An 18,447-nucleotide genomic window follows, 5' to 3' on the forward strand; every position below is an offset into this window, starting at 1 on the left:
TACTCCCCCCGTCTGTCCGAAAGGTGACGACAGCCGGGGCGCCTCAGGCGAGACGGTACTCGAGCTCGGGGCGACCCGGGGTGCCGTACCTGGGGGTGCGATCGGCGGCGGAGGTGTCGACGAGGTGCTCGAGGTAACGACGCGCGGTGACACGGGAGAGCGCCAGCTGCTCGGACAGCTCCTTCGCGGAGATGCCGGTCCCGGCCTCCAGGGAGCGCAGCGCTGAGATCACGCTCGCGAGGGTCTCGCTCGTCAGCCCCTTTGGGAGGCTCGCCTGCGGTGTGGACTGGCGGAGGGACGCGAGGGTCTGATCGACCTCGTCCTGGCTGGAGACGACGTGATCGAAGAGCCCGGCCCGGTATTCGCGCAGCGCCTCGAGCTTCTCCGCGAACGTCTGGAACGTGAACGGCTTCAGCAGGTAGTGGGCGATGCCGAGCGACACCGCCTGCTTGACGGTGGCCGCCTCGCGCACGGCCGTCACGGCGATGATGTCGACGTCGTGCCCTTCCGCCCGGAGGCGCCTCGCGACGTCGATGCCCGTCGCGTCCGGCATGTTGATGTCGAGGAGGACGACGTCGATGCGCTCGGTGTCGCCGTGGGCGGATGCGCGGACCGCGAGGAGCGCGGCGGACGCAGTGCCCGCGACGGCGACGGTGCGGAACCCGGGCAGGCGGTCCACGTAAGAGGCGTGCGCCTGCGCCGTCAGCGGCTCATCGTCCACGATGAGCACGTTCAGTGGAGTCGCCTGCGTCGCCTGCTCATCGTCCATCGGAGGCCTCCCCGTCGCGCGCAGCCCCGGCGTGCTCAGCGTCCGACGCGCGCAGCGGCAGGCACACCGTGAACGCCGACCCGTCGACCTCGATGCTGCCGCCCGACCGGCGCACGGCCTGCCGCACCAGCGCGAGCCCGACCCCGCGCCCCTTGCCGGGCTTGCCGGAGACGCCGAAGTCGAAGATGCGGCCGAGGAACTCCGGGTCGGGTCCGTCGCCGCTGTCGCTCACCTCGATGAGCATCTCCCCGTCGAGCTCCTCGACGAGCACCCGCACCGCTGGCGCCGGCGTCGTGCGTGCAGCGTCGAGTGCGTTGTCGATGAGGTTGCCGACGATGGTGATGAGGTCGCGAGCTGTTGCGCTCGCGGGAACCCGCTCGGGCAGGTGCAGCTCGAAGCGCACATCCATCTCGTCCGCCTGCGCGGACTTGCCGAGGAGCAGGGCCACGAGCACCGGGTCCTCGATGGCCCGCACGAGCCGGTCGGCGAGCTCCTGGCTGACGTCGAGCGTCGAGCTCGCGAGCCGCATCGCCTCCTCTGGGCGCCCGAGTTCGATGAGGGCGATGATGGTGTGCAGGCGGTTCGCGAACTCGTGGGCCTGCGAGCGCAGCGCCGCCGCAAGGGTCTGCGAGGTCTCGAGCTCGCCGCTGAGCTCCTCGATGCGGGAGTGGTCGCGCAGCGTGACGACCGTGCCAGCGGAGCGCGGTGCATCCTGACCTGGCCCGCGGGTCACGACGGCTTCGCTGTTCACGACGAGCACGTGCCGTTCGGTGACGACGATCTCGTCGACGACCGCATCGCCGCGGAGCATGACCTCTCGCAGGATATCGGGAGCGGCCAGGTCCTTGACCGGAACCGGGGCGGCCCTCGGGTCGAACGGCGGCAGGCCGAGGTACTCGCCGGCGATCACGTTGGCGAGCACGATCCTGCCCTTCGGGTCGACGAGCACGAGCCCCTCGTCGATCGATCGGAGCACACCCTCGTAGTAGGCGAACATGCGGGCCAGGTCCTCGGGGCCCCGGTTGTCGGTCACGCGCCGCAGGTAGCGGCTGAGCGCCCAGGCTCCGGCGCCGCCGATGAGGAGCGCGCCGAGGGCCGACCAGAGGATCAGCGCGATGCGCGACCCCGTCGCGACGTGCGCGTTCGACACGGTGACGCCGGCCGACACGAGGGCGACCACCTCGCCGTCGTCCCAGATCGGGGCGACGGCTCGCACCGAGGGGCCCAGCGTGCCCGTGTAGGTCTCCGTGAAGGTCGAGCCGCCGAGCGCGGTGTCGATGTTGCCCTGGAACAGGCGCCCGATCTCCTCGGGGTTTCGGTGCGTGATGCGCACGCGGTCCGTGTCCATGATCGTGATGAAGTCGACGTCCGTGGAATCGGAGATGACGATCGCGTACGGCTGCAGCGTGCTGCTCGGGTCTGCGGTCTCCAGCTGCTCGACGACGAACGGGTCGTGGGCGATCGTCTCGGCGACCGCCAGGCTGCGCAGCGCCGCGTCATCCTCCGCCTCGCGCCGCGCATCCGCCCACACGATGACGACGCCGAGCCCGGTGAGCGCGAGGATCGCGACGAACTGCAGCACGAAGAGGCGCGTCGCGACGCTCCAGCTTGCGAATCGCACGGTTCCTCCTCGGCGTCGATGGGCGGGCCGCGTCGGATCTCGCCGCTGCGGGCGCGGTGAGAACAGTATGAACGCAAGTCGCGGCGGCGCTGTCGGTGAGCGGATGCTCGACCCATCGCTCTCGACGCAGCTCGCGTCGGATCTCAACGGAGAGAAGAAGGCAATGGCGCTCACATCTCAAGACCCCAAGGCCCCGCGCAAGCGCGGGATCGACAAGACTCACTGGCTCTACATCGCCGTCATCATCGCGGTGCTCGCCGGCATCACCGTCGGCCTGGTCCTCCCGGAGTTCGGGAAGGCCCTCAAGCCCGTAGGCGAGGCGTTCGTGGCGCTCATCAAGATGATGATCGCCCCCATCATCTTCTGCACGATCGTGCTCGGCGTCGGCTCCATCGCGAAGGCCGCGACGGTCGGCAAGGTCGGCGGGCTCGCGCTCCTCTACTTCATCACGATGTCGACCTTCGCCCTCGCCATCGGCATGGTCGTCGGCAACTTCATCCACCCGGGTGAGGGGCTCAACATCGCGAGCGCCTCCTACGAGGCGGATGCGTCGAAGAGCGAGGGCACGGCCGACTTCCTACTCGGCATCATCCCGACGTCGCTGTTCTCGTCGCTCACCGACGGCAGCATTCTGCAGGTGCTCTTCGTGGCCCTGCTGCTCGGCTTCGGCCTGCAGAAGATGGGCACGAAGGCGGCGCCCATCATCGACGCGATCGCGCAGATCCAGGCGCTCGTCTTCCGCGTGCTCGGCATGATCATGTGGGTCGCCCCGGTCGGCGCGTTCGGCGCGATCGCCGCGGTTGTCGGAGCCACGGGCATCGACGCGGTCATCGCGCTCGGCACGCTCATGGTCGCCTTCTACATCACGTGCGCGCTCTTCATCGTCGTGGTGCTCGGCACGCTGCTGTGGCTCGTCGCACGCGTGAACATCTTCAAGCTCATGAAGTTCCTCGGCCGTGAGTACCTGCTCATCGTGTCGACCTCGTCGAGCGAGGTCGCACTGCCCCGCCTCATCGCGAAGATGGAGCACGTCGGCGTCTCGAAGTCTGTGGCCGGCATCACGATCCCGACCGGCTACTCGTTCAACCTCGACGGCACCGCCATCTACCTGACGATGGCGTCGCTCTTCATCGCCAGCGCGATGGGCACGCCGCTGTCCATCGGCGAGCAGGTGTCGCTGCTGATCTTCATGATGATCGCCTCGAAGGGCGCCGCCGGTGTCACCGGTGCCGGCCTGGCGACGCTCGCCGGAGGCCTGCAGGCCCACCGCCCCGACCTGGTCGACGGCGTCGGCGTGATCGTCGGCATCGACCGCTTCATGTCCGAGGCTCGTGCGCTCACGAACTTCACGGGCAACGCGGTCGCGACGGTGCTCGTCGGAACGTGGACGAAGGAGATCGACAAGCAGCGCGTCGACCTCGTCCTCAGCGGGGGCGCCCCGTTCGATGAGGCGACCATGAACGAGGACGTGCACGGCTCGACCGACCACTCGCGGGACGCCAAGAGCCAGCAGATCATCGACGAGGAGCGCGTCACCGCGTAGCCTCAGCCGCTCAGCCGCTCAGCCGCTCAGACCTGTGGGGTGTGCATCCGTTTCGCGAGAACCGGATGCACACCCCACAGGTCTGTCGGTGGTTTCCGGCGGGCGGGGAGGAGCCAGGCGGGCGAGGTCAGGCGCGGAGTGCGCTGCCGGGCGCGCTACAGCCAGTCGCGTCTCTTGAAGACGAGGTAGAGCACGACCGACGAGCCGATGACGAGGGACACCGAGGCGATGAGGCCCTCGACCTCGTTGTGGCCGGGGAAGTCGACGTTCATGCCGAAGAATCCGGTGATGGCCGTGGGCACGGCGATGATCGCGGCCCAGCCCGTGACCTTCTTCATGATCTCGTTCATCTTGTTGCCCTGCAGGGCGATGCTCGTCTCGATGGCCGTGGAGATGTGCTCCGCGAGCGTCTCGGACCAGTCCGCGGCGAGCGCCGCGTGGTCGCCGACATCGGCGAAGTACGGGTGCAGCTCTGGCGCCACCTTCTCCTCTCCCTGGTGGATGAGGAGCGTGATCACCTCTTTGAGCGGGAGCGTCGCGTGGCGGAGCTTCGAGACGCTCCGCCGCAGGGTGAACGCGCGTCGCTGCACCTCGCTGGTGTCCGGCCGCTCGCTGAAGAGCCCGTCGCTGAGGGCCTCGATGACCTCGTCGAGCCGCTCGACGGAGTCGGTGTGGCTGTCGACGACGACGTCGAGGAGCGCCCAGACGAGCCACGGGACCCGGTACGCGGAGAGCTCCTCGTTCTCGTCGAGGCGCTTCGCGACGGATTCGATGGGGAAGCCGGCCTCGTGCACCGTGATGAGGATGCCCGGCAGGATGAAGGCGGTCAGCCGCGAGATCGTGACGTCGCCCTGCTCGTCGCAGTGGGAGCTCGACAGCGTGAGCAGCAGGTGGGAGTCGAAACGCGCGAGACGGGGCCGCTCGAGGTGGGATCTCGCGTCTTCGACGGCGAGCTGGTGCAGCTCGAGGAGCGAGGCCAGCTCGTCCAGGGCGTCTTCTTCGTCGAGCGTGAGGTCGACCCAGACCGTGCAGTCCTCGGATGCGCGGTGCTCGACGAGGTTCGTCAGCGAGTGCTCGCCGCCGACCCGGTGTCCGTCGCGGTAGAGCCTCGTGGTCTGCATGCGGCTTATCGTACGACCGCTCTGGCGGTCGGTCGCCCGTAGCTGAGTCTCCGGATCGCCCACTCAGCGGGACCCGGCTTGCCCATCCGCTCCAGGAGGACGGCGCCGAGGAGCGTGGCGAGCCAGGTGCCGGTGCCGATGAGGAACGCGCCGCCGGTGCCAACGGTGGCGCCGAGCCCGATCGACCAGGCCGGCATGATCGCGAGGAAGATGACGGACTGTGCGAGGTACCCGGACATGGAGCGCCGTCCGAGGGCGGTGAGGGCTCCGAGCACCGGGCCAGGACGGGCCCCTGAGCGCTGCGTGCCGGCGACGATGAGTGCGAAGAGCGCGGCGTAGCCGGCGCCGGCCAGGATGCCGGTGGCTGCGTGCAGCGAGCCTGCGAGGAACCAGACGGGGCCCGGCTCGAACCCGAGCGCCAGGCCGAGGGCGAACGGGAGGCCCCCGAGGATGGCGGCCGCGACGCCGCCGATCGCGATGCTGCGGACCGCGCGAGCGTGCTGCCACGGGCGCTCGAGCAGCTGGCTGCGGGCCATGAGCAGGCCGAGCATCATGGGCGGAAGGACGCCGAGGACGCTGAACGGTGCGAACGCCAGGATCGGGAGGAACTCGCCGGCTCGCGCGAGCTGAGCGTCGAGCAGGGTCGCGCTCACGGCGGAGGGCATCATCGGGTCGGCCGAGCCACCCACCGCGGCGAGCCCGGACGCCGCCGCGCCGTCCCCGCTCCCGAAGGCCACGGCGAGCGGTGCCGTGATGCCGAAGACCAGCCAGAGAACCCAGTTCGGCGATCGCATCATGAGGATGAGCACGAATCCGGCGAGCGCGTAGGTGTGCATGATGTCGCCCATGAAGAGGAGCAGCCCGTGCAGCGCCCCGAAGACGAAGAGCCACAGGTTGCGTCGCACGAGCAGCCGCCTGACGACCGGCCATGCCGTGCCGAGCGCCTCCTCGCGCGTCACGAGCTGGTGCAAGCCGTAGGCGAACAGCAGCGAGAACAGCGGGAAACTCCGGTTGTCGATGAACAGCGCGCCGAGGACATCCGCGACCCGGTCGCCGAGTCCAGCGTCCACCGGACGGAACAGGATGCCCTGCTCCCGGCCGTACAGGTACACGGTGAGGTTCGCGATCGCGATGAACAGCAGAGCGAACCCGCGGGCCGCATCGGGTGCCAGCGCACGCGCTCCCGTCGCCGTCGGCCGGGGTCCACGAGGAGAATCATGCATGCACTCACGCTATCGAGCGGGGCATTCGGCACACACGCAGACAACTGCCAGGTAAAATCTACTTGTCCACACCGCTGCATGAGCTCCAGGAGGCCGAATGATCGCGTTCCTGGCTATCTTCCTCGGCGCGAGCATCCTCATCCCAGTGCTCCACAGGTGGCTACGGAACGTGACGTTCCTCGCCGCCGCCGCCATCCCCGCCGCCGCCTTCGTCTGGACTGCGCTGCTCGGCCCGCGCATCCTGAGCGGCGAGGTGCTCGTCGAGAGCGTCCCCTGGATCCCGCAGATCGACGTCGCCATCGCCATGCGCATGGACGTGCTGGCGTGGATCATGACGCTCATCGTCACCGGCATCGGCGCGCTCGTGCTCGTCTACTGCGGCCGCTACTTCAAGCCAGACGAGCCCGACCTCGGGCGCTTCGCCGCGGTGCTGCTGGCGTTCGCGGGCGTCATGTTCGGCCTGGTCCTCGCCGACGACATCTACCTCCTCTTCATCTTCTGGGAGGCGACGAGCGTGCTCTCGTTCCTCCTCATCGGCCACTACTCGTCGAAGCGCGCGAGCCGCGGTGCCGCCATGCAGGCGCTGCTCGTCACGACGCTCGGCGGCCTGGCCATGCTCGTCGGCCTCGTCATGCTGCACGCCTCGACCGGCACGACGCTGCTCTCCGAGATCATCGCCAACCCGCCCGAGTTCGACGGGTTCACGATCACCGCCGTGATGCTCGTGCTCTCGGGCGCCGTCACGAAGTCGGCACTCGCCCCGTTCCACTTCTGGCTGCCCGCGGCGATGGCCGCTCCCACACCGGTGAGCGCGTACCTGCACGCCGCGGCCATGGTGAAGGCCGGCATCTACCTCATCGCCCGCCTCGCGCCCGGCTTCGCCGAGATGCCAGGGTGGCGAGAGGTGCTCGTCACGATCGGCATCGCGACGATGCTCATCGGCGGGTGGCGCTCGCTGCGCCAGCACGACCTGAAGCTGATCCTCGCCTACGGCACCGTCAGCCAGCTCGGCTTCATGACGATCGTCGTCGCCTTCGGCACGCGGGATGCGGCGCTCGCGGGCCTGGCCATGGTCATCGCGCACGCCTGCTTCAAGGCCGCGCTCTTCCTCATCGTCGGCATGATCGACCACCGCACGGGAACCCGAGACATCCGCAAGCTGTCCGGGCTCGCGAAGGCGGCGCCCGTCCTGTTCTGGATGACGGCGCTGGCGATCGCGGCCATGGCCGGCGTGCCCCCGATGTTCACGTTCGTCGCCAAGGAGGCGATCCTCACGGCGCTCCTCGAAGCGGGCGAAGCCGGGAGCGTGTGGGGGTGGATCGCGCTCATCGGCGTCATCATCGGCACCGTGTTCACGGTCGCCTACTCGGCCCGGTTCCTCCACGGGGCCTTCGCGTCGAAGCCGGACGTCGAGCGAGTGCGCTACGTACCCGAGCACCTCGACTTCATGTTCTCCCCGCTCATCCTCGTCGCCGCCTCGCTCGGCCTGGGCTTCGCGTCCGGTCTCGTCGACCCGGTGCTCGCGATGTACGCGGACACCCTGCCAGAGCTTCCCGGCGTCAAGCCGTACCACCTGGCGCTCTGGCACGGATTCGAGCCGGCGCTCTTCATCACGATCGGCACGTTCATCGTCGGTGGCCTGCTGTTCGTCTGGCGCGCCGGGGTGGCCCGCGCACAGGCGAAGGTGCCTCCGCTCATCGAGTCGTCCCGCGGCTACTGGACCACGATGCGAGTCGTGGACGTCATCGCGGCGCGCACGACGGCGACGACCCAGCGCGGCTCCCTGCCCTTCTACCTCGCATCGATCTTCATCATGTTCGTCGTGGCGTCCGTCTTCACGCTCGTGACCATGGACACCCCCGTCCCGGCCTTCGAGACCGAGATCCGCTGGCAGGAGATCGCGATCATCCTGATCATGATCCTCGCGGCCTTCTTCGTGACCACCTCGGAGAAGCGCTTCCAGGGCGTGATCCTCGTCGGCGTCACGGGCTACGGCATGGCCGCCCTCTTCGCGCTCTCCGGGGCTCCCGACCTCGCCATGACGCAGGCGCTCATCGAGACCATCACGCTCGTCGTGTTCGTGCTCGTGCTGCGCAGGCTTCCCGCCCGCCACGGCAAGGCCCTCAAGAACCCTGCGTCGTGGCTGCGCTGGCTCATCGGCGGTGCCGTCGGCATCGTCATGGCCGTCGTCGCGTGGATCTCGCTCGCGTCGCGCCAGGCTCCGACGGACTCCCTGCAGTTCCCCGAGTTCGCGTTCAAGGGCGGGCACGGCTCCAATATCGTGAACGTCACGCTCGTCGACATCCGCGGCTGGGACACCATGGGCGAGCTCTCCGTGCTGATCGCAGCCGCGACCGGCGTCGCGAGCCTCGTCTACCTCAACAACCGCGGACGCTCCCGAGTCGACGCGGCCAGAGGCCCCCGCTTCCTGCGCGCATCCCGACCCGTCACCGAACCCATCGACCTCGCCGCCGTGAGCGCGGCCGGGCAGAAGCTCGGCCGGGCCGACAAGCTGCAGGGGGAGCGCCGCAAGGTCTGGCTGATCGCAGGCAAGTCGCTCGCCCCGAGCAACCGCTCGATCATCCTCGAGGTCGTCGTCCGGCTCGTGTTCCACGCGCTGCTCATCGCGTCGCTGTTCCTGCTCTTCACCGGCCACAACACCCCCGGCGGTGGGTTCGCCGGCGGTGCCGTCGCGAGCCTCGCGCTCGTCGCGCGCTACCTGGCCGGCGGCAGGGCCGAGCTCGACGAGGCGGTGAAGGTGGATGCGGGTCGACTGCTCGGCATCGGCTTCCTGCTCGCGACGCTCACGGCGCTCGTGCCGATCTTCTTCGGCCAGGCGCCGTTCACCTCCTCCTGGATCGATCAGGAGATCCCTGGCGTCGGCCAGTTCGTCTTCGTGACCTCCACCGTGTTCGACATCGGCGTGTACCTCATCGTCATCGCGCTGGTCATCGACATCCTGCGCTCACTCGGTTCGGAGATCGACCTGCAGATCGAACAGGACGCGTCCCCCGACTCCGACTCGGCAGCCGAGCACGACGGCCTGCAGGATGCGGCTTCGGCCGGCGGCGAGACGGGATACAACACCGGGGCGCTCGCCCGAGTCAACGAAGAGGTCGAAGCAGATCAGACCGACATCGAACCCGTCGAATCCGAGGAGGTGACCCGCGCGTGACTCTGTCCCTCGTGCTGCTCGTCGGCATGGCCGTGCTCTACGCGTGCGGCGTCTACCTGCTCCTCGAGCGCAGCCTCACGCGCATGCTCCTCGGCATCCTGCTCGTCGGCAACGCCACGAACATCCTCATCTTCTTCATGTCGGGCAGCTTCGGGTTCGCCCCCATCTACGACGCAGACATCGCGCCGGAGGACTACTCCGACCCGCTCCCGCAGGCGTTCATCCTCACCGCCATCGTCATCACCTTCGGCGTGACCGCGTTCATGCTCGCCCTCATCTACCGCTCCTGGCGACTCGCGCAGGCGGACACCGTGAGCGACGACGAAGAAGACATCGCGATGCGCACCGCCGACCTCTCGCAGGACGACGAGGAGTTCGACGAGGACGAGTCGGGCGACACCGAGTTCGGCCAGTACGCGGAGACCGCCGTCTCGACGGCGCGCATCGCCATGGCCGAAGGGGCGACCGCGGACCCGGGCAAGGAGTCGTTCGCGGAGGTCTCGCGAAAGGCGACGGAGCCCATGAACCGGCACGAGGAGCTCGAGGAGTTCCGGGCAGGGGAGCAGGACTCGGACGGCGAGCTGGACGCGCGGCCCGCCGAAGTCGGGCTCGACTCCGGGGCCGACGACCACGAAGACCGCAACGACGACACCGCAGGAGAGGGGGAACGCTCATGACCTGGCTCGTTCCCCTCATCGTGCTCGTGCCCCTCATCGGCGCGGCCCTGGCGCTGACCGCCGCCCGAGCGGCGCGCCTCCAGATCTTCATCGCCCAGGCGACGCTCGTGCTGGCGCTCGGCGTCAGCATCGGATTGCTCGTCGCGGTCACCACGTCGGGCGAGGCGCTGGTCGTCCAAGGTGGCGGCTGGCTCGCGCCGTTCGGCATCTCGCTCGTCGTCGACCAGCTGTCGGCGATGCTGGTCGTCGTCACGAGCATCGTGCTGCTCGCGGTGATGGCCTTCTCGATCGGCCAGGGCGCGGCGGATGGCGACGACGAGACGCCGGTCTCGATCTTCTACCCGACCTACCTCGTGCTCTCCGCGGGCGTCTACAACGCCTTCATCGCCGGTGACCTCTTCAACATGTACGTGGGCTTCGAGATCCTGCTCGTGTCGAGCTTCGTGCTCATCACGCTCGGCGGGACCACGGAGCGGATCAAGGCCGGTGTCACGTACATCGTCGTGAGCCTGGTCTCCTCCTTCATCTTCCTCGGGTCGATCGCGCTCATCTACGGTGCGGTCGGCACGGTGAACTTCGCGGAGATCGCGGTTCGGATGGCCGAGCTTCCGCAGGATGTGCAGCTCATGCTGCACATGCCGCTCCTCATCGCCTTCGCGATCAAGGCCGCGCTGTTCCCCTTGTCCTTCTGGCTGCCGGACTCGTACCCGTCAGCACCAGCGCCGGTCACGGCGGTGTTCGCGGGCCTGCTGACGAAGGTCGGCGTGTACGCGATCCTGCGGACGGAGACGCTGCTGTTCTGGGACAACGACATCTCCGTGCTGCTCATGGTCATCGCCCTGCTCACGATGATCGTCGGCATCCTCGGCGCGGTGGCCCAGGCCGGCATCCGACGAATGCTGTCGTTCACCCTCGTCAGCCACATCGGCTACATGATCTTCGGCGTCGCTCTCGGCACCGAGCTCGGGTACGCCGCAACGGTGTTCTACATCGTCCACCACATCATCGTGCAGACCGCCCTGTTCCTCGTGACGGGGCTCATCGAGCGCATCGCGGGCTCCTCGTCGCTGACCCACCTGGGCGGGATGCTCAAGCGCGCGCCGTTCGTGGCCGTGCTGTTCTTCATCCCGATGCTCAACCTCGGCGGCATCCCGCCGTTCTCGGGCTTCATCGGGAAGCTCGGCCTCTTCACGGCGGGCGCCGCCCAGGGCAGCGTGCTCAGCTACGTCCTCATCGGCGCCGGCGCCGTAACGAGCCTCCTCACCCTGTACGCGCTGATCCGCGTCTGGAACCTCGGCTTCTGGCGCACGCAGGAGCAGGTCGTCGACTTCTCCTCGCCGATGACGGAGCGCATCTCCGACACTCCCGAGTCGGCGGTCGTCACCGAGACGAAGTCGTCGTCGCGGCTCATGACCATCGCGACGACCACCATGGTCGCCGTGAGCGTCGCCATCACGATCTTCGCAGGGCCCATCTACGAGTGGTCCGAGACGGCCGCGTTCGATCTGTTCCCGGCCGAGTACATCAGCTCGGTCTCCAACGGGGAGGTGCTCAAGCCATGAAGGTGAACGACCGCAGCGCCCGCAAGCCCAGGCGCCACGCCATCCTCGTCCAGCTGCCGCTGCTGCTCGCGCTCGTCGCGTTCTGGCTCGTGCTGTGGGGCCACGTCGACGTCATCAGCGTCGTCACCGGGATCATCTTCTCGGTCATCATCGTCGAGGTCTTCTACCTGCCCGCCGTCGACCTCTCCGGGCGCATCAACCTGTGGTGGACGCTCGTCTTCTTCGTGAAGTTCATGTACCGCCTCGTCAGCGCGTCGTTCATCGTCGCGTGGCTGGCGTTCCGGCCAGCGAAGCCGCCGCTCGGCTCCGTCGTCTCGGTGCAGCTGCGCACGCGCAGCGACTTCATCCTCACGCTGACGGCCGAGGTCAACATGCTCATCCCAGGCTCCATGGTCGTCGAAGTCGACCGGATGCACTCCGTGCTCTACCTGCACGTGCTGGACGCCTCGACCGACGAGTCCGTCGAATCGGTCAAGGCTCTGGCGCTCGACGTGGAGGAGGGGCTCGCGCTCGCGCTCGGAACCCGCGACGACCTCTGGCGGGTCAACCGCGACCGCGTGCGTCGTGGGCTCGGTTCCATCGGCCAGTCGCCGGCGCAGAAGAAGCACGAGGCGATCCGCGACAAGCAGTTCGCGCATGACACGCCCGTCGTCGTCAAGGGCTCATCCGCGGGCGCATCAACAGCGAAGGAGGGCCGCGCGTGATGGTCATCGACGTCCTCGTCTGGATCTTCGGGACGATGTTCGCGGTCGCGGCGCTCCTCGCGGTGATCCGCATCATCCGCGGTCCGTCCATCGTCGACCGCATGGTCGCGTCCGATGCGCTCCTCACGATCCTCATCTGCGTGCTCGTGGCCGACATGATCATCCGCGGACACACCGACACGATCCCGCTCGTGCTGGCGCTCGCGATGACGGCGTTCATCGCCTCGGTCGCCGTGGCCAGGCACGTCACCCGACAGGAGGCGAACGCCAGTGAGCGCTTCTGACCTGCTGTTCGCGTCCGGCGGCCTCCTCGTGGAGAACGGCCCGCTGGATGCGCTCGACGTCGTCTCCCTCGTGTGCCTCGGGCTGGGAGCCATCCTGTCCCTCGCCGCCGGCGTCGGCCTCATGCGCTTCTCCGACGTGCTCATGCGGATGCACGCGCAGACGAAGCCGCAGATCGCGGGCCTCATGTTCCTGCTCATCGGCCTGGCCGTGCAGCAGACGCACCTGCCCACGATCCTGTTCCTCATCCCGATCATGTTCTTCCAGATGCTCACGACCCCGGCCGGCGCGACGATGCTCGCTCGAGCCGGCTACCGCAGTCGGCAGTTCGACAACGTGTCGCTGTATGTCGACGAGCTCTCAGCGGCAGTCGAGCGCGCCCAGCGCCGAACCGACGACGAGCTGACGCGCGCGCAGGCCGTGCGGACCGGGGAACCGGAGAAGGAACCGGCGCCCGAGCACGAGGGTCTCGGGCACGGCGAGAAGTAGGCGCTCCCCTCGGCGCGGGGCGACCTTCTCTGCGGCGTAGAATGGCGGGCATGCCTGAGCCAGAAGTCGACATCAAGCCACGCAGTCGGGTCGTCACCGACGGCATCGAAGCCACCACCTCGCGGGGCATGCTCCGCGCGGTCGGCATGGGCGACGAAGACTGGGACAAGCCGCAGATCGGCATCGCGTCCTCGTGGAACGAGATCACGCCGTGCAACCTCTCCCTGGACCGTCTCGCCCAGGGCGCCAAGGAAGGCGTCCACTCGGGTGGCGGCTACCCGCTGCAGTTCGGCACCGTCTCGGTCTCCGACGGCATCTCCATGGGCCACGAGGGCATGCACTTCTCCCTCGTCTCGCGTGAGGTCATCGCCGACTCCGTCGAGACGGTGGTCATGGCGGAGCGCCTCGACGGCACCGTGCTGCTCGCGGGATGCGACAAGTCGATTCCTGGCATGCTCATGGCCTCCGCCCGTCTGAACCTTTCGAGCGTCTTCCTCTACGCGGGGTCCATCGCACCCGGTTGGGTCAAGCTCTCGGACGGCACCGAGAAGGACATCACGATCATCGACTCCTTCGAGGCAGTCGGCGCGTGCAAGGCCGGCAAGATGTCCGAGGCCGACCTGAAGCGCATCGAGTGCGCGTTCGCCCCGGGCGAGGGTGCCTGCGGTGGCATGTACACGGCGAACACGATGGCGTCCGTCGCCGAGGCGCTTGGCCTCAGCCTGCCTGGGTCGGCCGCTCCGGCTGCGGCAGACCGGCGCCGCGACGCGTTCGCGCACCGCTCGGGCGAGGCCGTCGTCAACCTGCTGCGCCAGGGCATCACGACTGGCGACATCCTCACGAAGGAGGCCTTCGAGAACGCGATCGCGCTCGCGATGGCGCTTGGCGGCTCGACCAACGTCGTGCTCCACCTCCTCGCGATCGCCCGCGAGGCGCAGGTCGACGTCACCCTGCACGACTTCAACCGCATCGGCGACAAGGTTCCGCACATCGCCGACATGAAGCCGTTCGGCAAGTACGTCATGAACGACGTCGACCGCCACGGCGGCATCCCCGTCGTCATGAAGGCGCTCCTCGACGAGGGCCTCATGCACGGCGACGCGCTCACCGTCACGGGCAAGACGCTCGCCGAGAACCTCCGCGACCTCAACCCGGAACCGGTCGACGGCGACGTCGTGCACACGATCGACAACCCCATCCACGCGACGGGCGGCATCACGGTCCTGCACGGCTCGCTGGCACCCGAGGGTGCCGTCGTGAAGACGGCCGGCTTCGACGCCGACGTCTTCGAGGGGCCGGCCCGCGTGTTCGAGCGCGAGCGTGGCGCGATGGATGCCCTCACCAACGGGGAGATCGAAGCGGGCGACGTCATCGTCATCCGCTACGAAGGCCCCAAGGGCGGACCCGGCATGCGCGAGATGCTCGCCATCACGGCGGCCATCAAGGGCGCGGGGCTCGGCAAGGATGTACTACTCTTGACGGACGGACGATTCTCAGGCGGCACAACCGGCCTGTGCATCGGCCACATTGCACCGGAAGCGGTCGACCAAGGTCCTATCGCTTTCGTCCGCAGTGGAGATCTGATTCGGGTCGACATCGCGGCTCGCTCGATCGACCTACTCGTCGACGACGCTGAGCTCGCCTCCCGCCGAGAAGGCTGGGAACCGCTCCCTCCGAAGTTCACGCGCGGCGTGCTTGCGAAATACTCGAAGCTCGTCCGCAGCGCGTCCGAGGGCGCGACCACGGGCTAGCCCCCAGAGTCTCGACTCTGATCCAGGGCTGCGCCTCATCGACTGCGCTCGAGTCATCGAGCACGAAGAAGAACGGATCTCATGACGCAGGAAACTGCCGCCCGCATCGCCGCGGCGTCATCACCCTCCGCTGGGCACGAGCCCGAGATGCTGACCGGAGCCCAGGCTGTCGTCCGCACGCTCGAGAACCTCGGGGTCACGGACGTCTTCGGACTGCCGGGTGGCGCCATCATCGAGGTGTACGACCCGCTGCTCGACAGCACGAAGCTGCGCCACATCCTCGTCCGCCACGAGCAGGGCGCGGGCCACGCCGCCGAGGGCTACGCCTCGGCGAGCGGCAAGACCGGCGTGTGCATCGCGACGAGCGGGCCCGGCGCCACGAACCTCGTGACCGCCATCGCCGACGCCTACATGGACTCGGTGCCGCTGCTCGCCATCACCGGCCAGGTGTTCTCGCACCTCATGGGCACGGACGCCTTCCAGGAGGCCGACATCATCGGCATCACCATGCCGGTGACGAAGCACAGCATCCTCGTGCGCACGCCGGAGGAGATCCCGGCGGCCATCGCCGCCGCTTACCACATCGCCTCGACCGGTCGTCCGGGGCCCGTGCTCGTCGATATCACGAAGGACGCGCAGCAGAAGAAGGCGCCGTACGTCTGGCCCGTGAAGCTCGACCTGCCCGGCTACCGCCCGGTGCTCAAGGCCCACGGCAAGCAGATCCTCGCCGCGGCGCAGCTCATCGCGCAGGCCAAGAAGCCCGTCTTCTACCTGGGTGGAGGCATCGTCCGCTCCGGCGCGTCCGCGGAGGTGCAGCGACTCGTCGAGAAGACCGGGGCGCCCGCCGTCACGACCCTCATGGCCCGCGGCGCGTTCCCCGACTCGCACCCGCAGATGCTCGGCATGCCCGGCATGCATGGCACGGTGCCCGCAGTGCTCTCGCTGCAGGAAGCCGACCTGCTCATCACCATCGGCGCCCGCTTCGACGACCGCGTGACCGGCAAGGCGGCGCTCTTCGCGCCGAACGCGAAGGTCATCCACGTCGACATCGACCCCGCCGAGATCTCCAAGATCCGCACCGCAGACGTGCCGATCGTCGGCGACGCCCGCGAGGTCGCCATCGACCTCCTCGCCGCCGTCACCGACCACGCGCCCGCCGACACGGAACGCCTGGCCGAATGGTGGACCTACCTCGACGGCCTCAAGGCCGAGTTCCCGCTCGGGTACACCGACCCGAGCGACGGACTCCTCTCGCCGCAGCGCATCATCCAGCGCATCAGCGAGCTCACGGGGCCGGAAGCCATCTACGCGGCAGGCGTCGGGCAGCACCAGATGTGGGCAGCGCAGTTCGTCAAGTACGAACGCCCCAACGCGTGGCTCAACTCCGGCGGCGCCGGCACCATGGGGTACGCCATCCCGGCAGCGATGGGTGCCAAGGTCGCCGAGCCGCACCGCACGGTGTGGGCCATCGACGGCGACGGATGCTTCCAGATGACGAACCAGGAACTCGCGACCTGCGCCATCAACGACATCCCCATCAAGGTCGCCATCATCAACAACTCGTCGCTCGGCATGGTGCGGCAGTGGCAGACCCTCTTCTACGACGGCCGCCACTCGAACACCGACCTGAACACGGGGCACGAGACGGTCCGCATCCCCGACTTCGTGAAGCTCGCCGACGCCTACGGGGCGCTCGGCATCCGCGTCACGAAGGAAGAGGAGATCGACGCCGCCATCAAGCTCGCACTCGAGACCAACGACCGCAGCGTCGTCATCGACTTCGTCGTGAGCGCGGACGCCATGGTGTGGCCGATGGTGCCGCAGGGCGTCTCGAACAGCTTCGTCCAGTACGCCAAAGAACACAGCCCGACCTTCGAGGGGGAGTAGACCATGTCGAAGCACGTCCTTTCCCTCCTCGTGGAGGACAAGCCAGGCCTGCTGACACGCGTCGCCGGGCTGTTCGCCCGCCGAGGCTTCAACATCGAATCGCTTGCCGTCGGCGCGAGCGAGGTCGACGGGCTCTCCCGCATCACGGTCGTCGTCGATGTCGAGGAGTTCCCGCTCGAGCAGGTGACGAAGCAGCTCAACAAGCTCATCAACGTCATCAAGATCGTCGAGCTCGAATACGACGCGTCCGTCCAGCGCGAGCACCTGCTCGTCAAGGTCAAGGTCGACTCCGCGACCCGCTCGCAGGTCATCGAAGCCGTCAACCTCTTCCGGGCCCGCGTCGTCGACGTGGCAACGGACGCACTGGTCATCGAGACCACGGGCGACACCGGGAAGGTGCAGGCCTTCCTGCGCGTCCTCGAGCCGTACGGGATCCGCGAGATCGTCCAGTCCGGCCTCGTCGCCGTGGGGCGCGGATCCAAGTCCATGACCGAGCGGGTCTCGCGCTGAGCCACCGGCCAGCGCGCACCCGACCTGTGCCGACCGGCACTGAAGAACCCACAAGCCAAACGCCAACAATCAAGGAGCACACACGTGGCTGAAATCCTCTACGACACCGACGCCGACCTGAGCATCATCCAGGGCAAGAAGGTAGCCATCGTCGGCTACGGCTCGCAGGGCCACGCCCACGCGCAGAACCTCCGCGACTCCGGTGTCGAGGTCAAGATCGGCCTCAAGGACGGCTCGAAGTCCGCACCCAAGGCGCAGGAAGACGGCTTCGAGGTCCTGAACGTCGCCGACGCGGCCGAGTGGGCCGACGTCATCATGATCCTCGCGCCGGACCAGCACCAGCGCTCGATCTACACGGACAGCGTCAAGGACAAGCTCACCGCAGGCAAGACCCTCGCCTTCGCGCACGGCTTCAACATCCGCTTCGGCTACATCGACGCTCCCGAAGGCGTCGACGTCATCCTCGTCGCCCCGAAGGCCCCCGGCCACACGGTGCGCCGCGAGTTCGTCGCAGGCCGCGGCATCCCGGACATCATCGCCGTCGAGAACGACGCATCAGGCACCGCCTGGGCCACCGCCCTCTCCTACGCTGCCGCCATCGGCGGCACGCGTGCCGGCGTCATCAAGACGACCTTCACGGAAGAGACCGAGACCGACCTCTTCGGCGAGCAGGCTGTGCTCTGCGGTGGCACGTCGCAGCTCATCCAGTACGGCTTCGAGACGCTCACCGAGGCTGGCTACCAGCCCGAGATCGCCTACTTCGAGGTGCTCCACGAGCTCAAGCTCATCGTCGACCTCATCTGGGAGGGCGGCATCGCCAAGCAGCGCTGGTCGGTCTCCGACACGGCCGAGTTCGGCGACTACGTCTCCGGCCCCCGCGTCATCGACCCGAGCGTCAAGGCCAACATGCAGGCCGTGCTCGCCGACATCCAGTCCGGCGCGTTCGCGAAGCGCTTCATCGACGACCAGGACAACGGCGGCGTCGAGTTCGCCGAGTTCCGCAAGAAGGGCGAGTCGCACCCCATCGAGAAGACCGGCCAGGAGCTGCGCAAGCTCTTCGCCTGGAAGCAGACCGACAGCGACTACGTCGACGGACAGGTCGCGCGCTAAGCGCCACTCCCGCCTGCAGTCCT

At 68.2% G+C, this 18,447-nt stretch carries 15 protein-coding genes; 11 read left to right on the top strand and 4 right to left on the bottom strand.

Annotated features, from left to right (window positions below; translation table 11 throughout):
* Nucleotides 1–43: 43 nt before the first annotated feature.
* Nucleotides 44–769 (bottom strand): response regulator, encoded by a 726-nt coding sequence (locus F8O03_RS14020; protein WP_151424423.1) that lies wholly within the window; start codon nucleotides 767–769, stop codon nucleotides 44–46.
* Entirely contained in the window at nucleotides 759–2,390 is a 1,632-nt protein-coding gene (locus tag F8O03_RS14025; protein WP_167516587.1) for an ATP-binding protein, read from the bottom strand. Before F8O03_RS14025 ends, F8O03_RS14020 begins: the two co-directional genes overlap by 11 nt.
* A gap of 163 nt (nucleotides 2,391–2,553) precedes the next feature.
* On the opposite strand from F8O03_RS14025, the gene F8O03_RS14030 reads away from it, so the two are divergent.
* The gene (locus F8O03_RS14030) at nucleotides 2,554–3,933 is read left to right on the top strand and encodes a cation:dicarboxylate symporter family transporter (protein WP_151424425.1); all 1,380 of its coding nucleotides are present in this window, start codon (nucleotides 2,554–2,556) and stop codon (nucleotides 3,931–3,933) included.
* Between the two features lie 155 nt (nucleotides 3,934–4,088).
* Here F8O03_RS14030 and F8O03_RS14035 read toward each other — a convergent pair whose 3' ends face one another.
* Both F8O03_RS14035 and F8O03_RS14040 read right to left on the bottom strand, forming a co-directional pair.
* Nucleotides 4,089–5,054 carry a magnesium transporter CorA family protein gene (locus F8O03_RS14035; RefSeq protein WP_151424426.1) on the bottom strand — a complete coding sequence of 322 codons (966 nt, stop codon included), beginning with the start codon at nucleotides 5,052–5,054 and terminating at the stop codon, nucleotides 4,089–4,091.
* A 5-nt stretch (nucleotides 5,055–5,059) separates the two neighbouring features.
* Nucleotides 5,060–6,277 carry a DUF418 domain-containing protein gene (locus F8O03_RS14040; RefSeq protein ID WP_151424427.1) on the bottom strand — a complete coding sequence of 406 codons (1,218 nt, stop codon included), beginning with the start codon at nucleotides 6,275–6,277 and terminating at the stop codon, nucleotides 5,060–5,062.
* Between the two features lie 97 nt (nucleotides 6,278–6,374).
* On the opposite strand from F8O03_RS14040, the gene F8O03_RS14045 reads away from it, so the two are divergent.
* From F8O03_RS14045 to ilvC, 10 genes are all read left to right on the top strand, one after another.
* Nucleotides 6,375–9,452, top strand: coding sequence for a Na+/H+ antiporter subunit A (locus F8O03_RS14045; protein WP_151424428.1), 3,078 nt, complete (start codon nucleotides 6,375–6,377; stop codon nucleotides 9,450–9,452).
* Complete coding sequence (locus F8O03_RS14050; RefSeq protein ID WP_151424429.1) at nucleotides 9,449–10,129, top strand: Na(+)/H(+) antiporter subunit C; 681 nt, start codon at nucleotides 9,449–9,451, stop codon at nucleotides 10,127–10,129. Before F8O03_RS14045 ends, F8O03_RS14050 begins: the two co-directional genes overlap by 4 nt.
* The gene (locus tag F8O03_RS14055; RefSeq protein ID WP_104252348.1) at nucleotides 10,126–11,691 is read left to right on the top strand and encodes a Na+/H+ antiporter subunit D; all 1,566 of its coding nucleotides are present in this window, start codon (nucleotides 10,126–10,128) and stop codon (nucleotides 11,689–11,691) included. Before F8O03_RS14050 ends, F8O03_RS14055 begins: the two co-directional genes overlap by 4 nt.
* Nucleotides 11,688–12,395, top strand: a complete 708-nt coding sequence (locus F8O03_RS14060; RefSeq protein ID WP_151424430.1) for a Na+/H+ antiporter subunit E — start codon at nucleotides 11,688–11,690, stop codon at nucleotides 12,393–12,395. The genes F8O03_RS14055 and F8O03_RS14060 overlap by 4 nt, the downstream gene beginning before the upstream one ends.
* Nucleotides 12,395–12,679: an MrpF/PhaF family protein gene (locus tag F8O03_RS14065; RefSeq protein ID WP_151424633.1), complete on the top strand. Its 285-nt coding sequence runs from the start codon at nucleotides 12,395–12,397 to the stop codon at nucleotides 12,677–12,679. Before F8O03_RS14060 ends, F8O03_RS14065 begins: the two co-directional genes overlap by 1 nt.
* Complete coding sequence (mnhG, locus tag F8O03_RS14070; RefSeq protein WP_244296292.1) at nucleotides 12,666–13,166, top strand: monovalent cation/H(+) antiporter subunit G; 501 nt, start codon at nucleotides 12,666–12,668, stop codon at nucleotides 13,164–13,166. The genes F8O03_RS14065 and mnhG overlap by 14 nt, the downstream gene beginning before the upstream one ends.
* A gap of 50 nt (nucleotides 13,167–13,216) precedes the next feature.
* Nucleotides 13,217–14,917: a dihydroxy-acid dehydratase gene (ilvD, locus tag F8O03_RS14075; protein ID WP_151424431.1), complete on the top strand. Its 1,701-nt coding sequence runs from the start codon at nucleotides 13,217–13,219 to the stop codon at nucleotides 14,915–14,917.
* A gap of 81 nt (nucleotides 14,918–14,998) precedes the next feature.
* Nucleotides 14,999–16,804, top strand: coding sequence for an acetolactate synthase large subunit (locus F8O03_RS14080; protein WP_104252352.1), 1,806 nt, complete (start codon nucleotides 14,999–15,001; stop codon nucleotides 16,802–16,804).
* Between the two features lie 3 nt (nucleotides 16,805–16,807).
* The gene (gene ilvN / locus F8O03_RS14085) at nucleotides 16,808–17,314 is read left to right on the top strand and encodes an acetolactate synthase small subunit (RefSeq protein ID WP_104252353.1); all 507 of its coding nucleotides are present in this window, start codon (nucleotides 16,808–16,810) and stop codon (nucleotides 17,312–17,314) included.
* A gap of 84 nt (nucleotides 17,315–17,398) precedes the next feature.
* Nucleotides 17,399–18,424, top strand: coding sequence for a ketol-acid reductoisomerase (gene ilvC, locus F8O03_RS14090; protein WP_104252354.1), 1,026 nt, complete (start codon nucleotides 17,399–17,401; stop codon nucleotides 18,422–18,424).
* Nucleotides 18,425–18,447: the final 23 nt, after the last annotated feature.

The sequence above is a fragment of the Pseudoclavibacter terrae genome (genome assembly GCF_008831075.1).
Classification (GTDB): Bacteria; Actinomycetota; Actinomycetes; order Actinomycetales; family Microbacteriaceae; genus Pseudoclavibacter; species Pseudoclavibacter terrae.

Bases quoted from the DNA above. Each gene is read 5' to 3' on its own strand.
- F8O03_RS14020 (WP_151424423.1), bottom strand. From the start codon at position 769: ATGGACGATGAGCAGGCGACGCAGGCGACTCCACTGAACGTGCTCATC.
- F8O03_RS14030 (WP_151424425.1), top strand. From the start codon at position 2,554: ATGGCGCTCACATCTCAAGACCCCAAGGCCCCGCGCAAGCGCGGGATC.
- F8O03_RS14035 (WP_151424426.1), bottom strand. From the start codon at position 5,054: ATGCAGACCACGAGGCTCTACCGCGACGGACACCGGGTCGGCGGCGAG.
- F8O03_RS14040 (WP_151424427.1), bottom strand. From the start codon at position 6,277: ATGCATGATTCTCCTCGTGGACCCCGGCCGACGGCGACGGGAGCGCGT.
- F8O03_RS14045 (WP_151424428.1), top strand. From the start codon at position 6,375: ATGATCGCGTTCCTGGCTATCTTCCTCGGCGCGAGCATCCTCATCCCA.
- F8O03_RS14055 (WP_104252348.1), top strand. From the start codon at position 10,126: ATGACCTGGCTCGTTCCCCTCATCGTGCTCGTGCCCCTCATCGGCGCG.
- F8O03_RS14060 (WP_151424430.1), top strand. From the start codon at position 11,688: ATGAAGGTGAACGACCGCAGCGCCCGCAAGCCCAGGCGCCACGCCATC.
- F8O03_RS14065 (WP_151424633.1), top strand. From the start codon at position 12,395: ATGGTCATCGACGTCCTCGTCTGGATCTTCGGGACGATGTTCGCGGTC.
- ilvD (WP_151424431.1), top strand. From the start codon at position 13,217: ATGCCTGAGCCAGAAGTCGACATCAAGCCACGCAGTCGGGTCGTCACC.
- F8O03_RS14080 (WP_104252352.1), top strand. From the start codon at position 14,999: ATGACGCAGGAAACTGCCGCCCGCATCGCCGCGGCGTCATCACCCTCC.
- ilvN (WP_104252353.1), top strand. From the start codon at position 16,808: ATGTCGAAGCACGTCCTTTCCCTCCTCGTGGAGGACAAGCCAGGCCTG.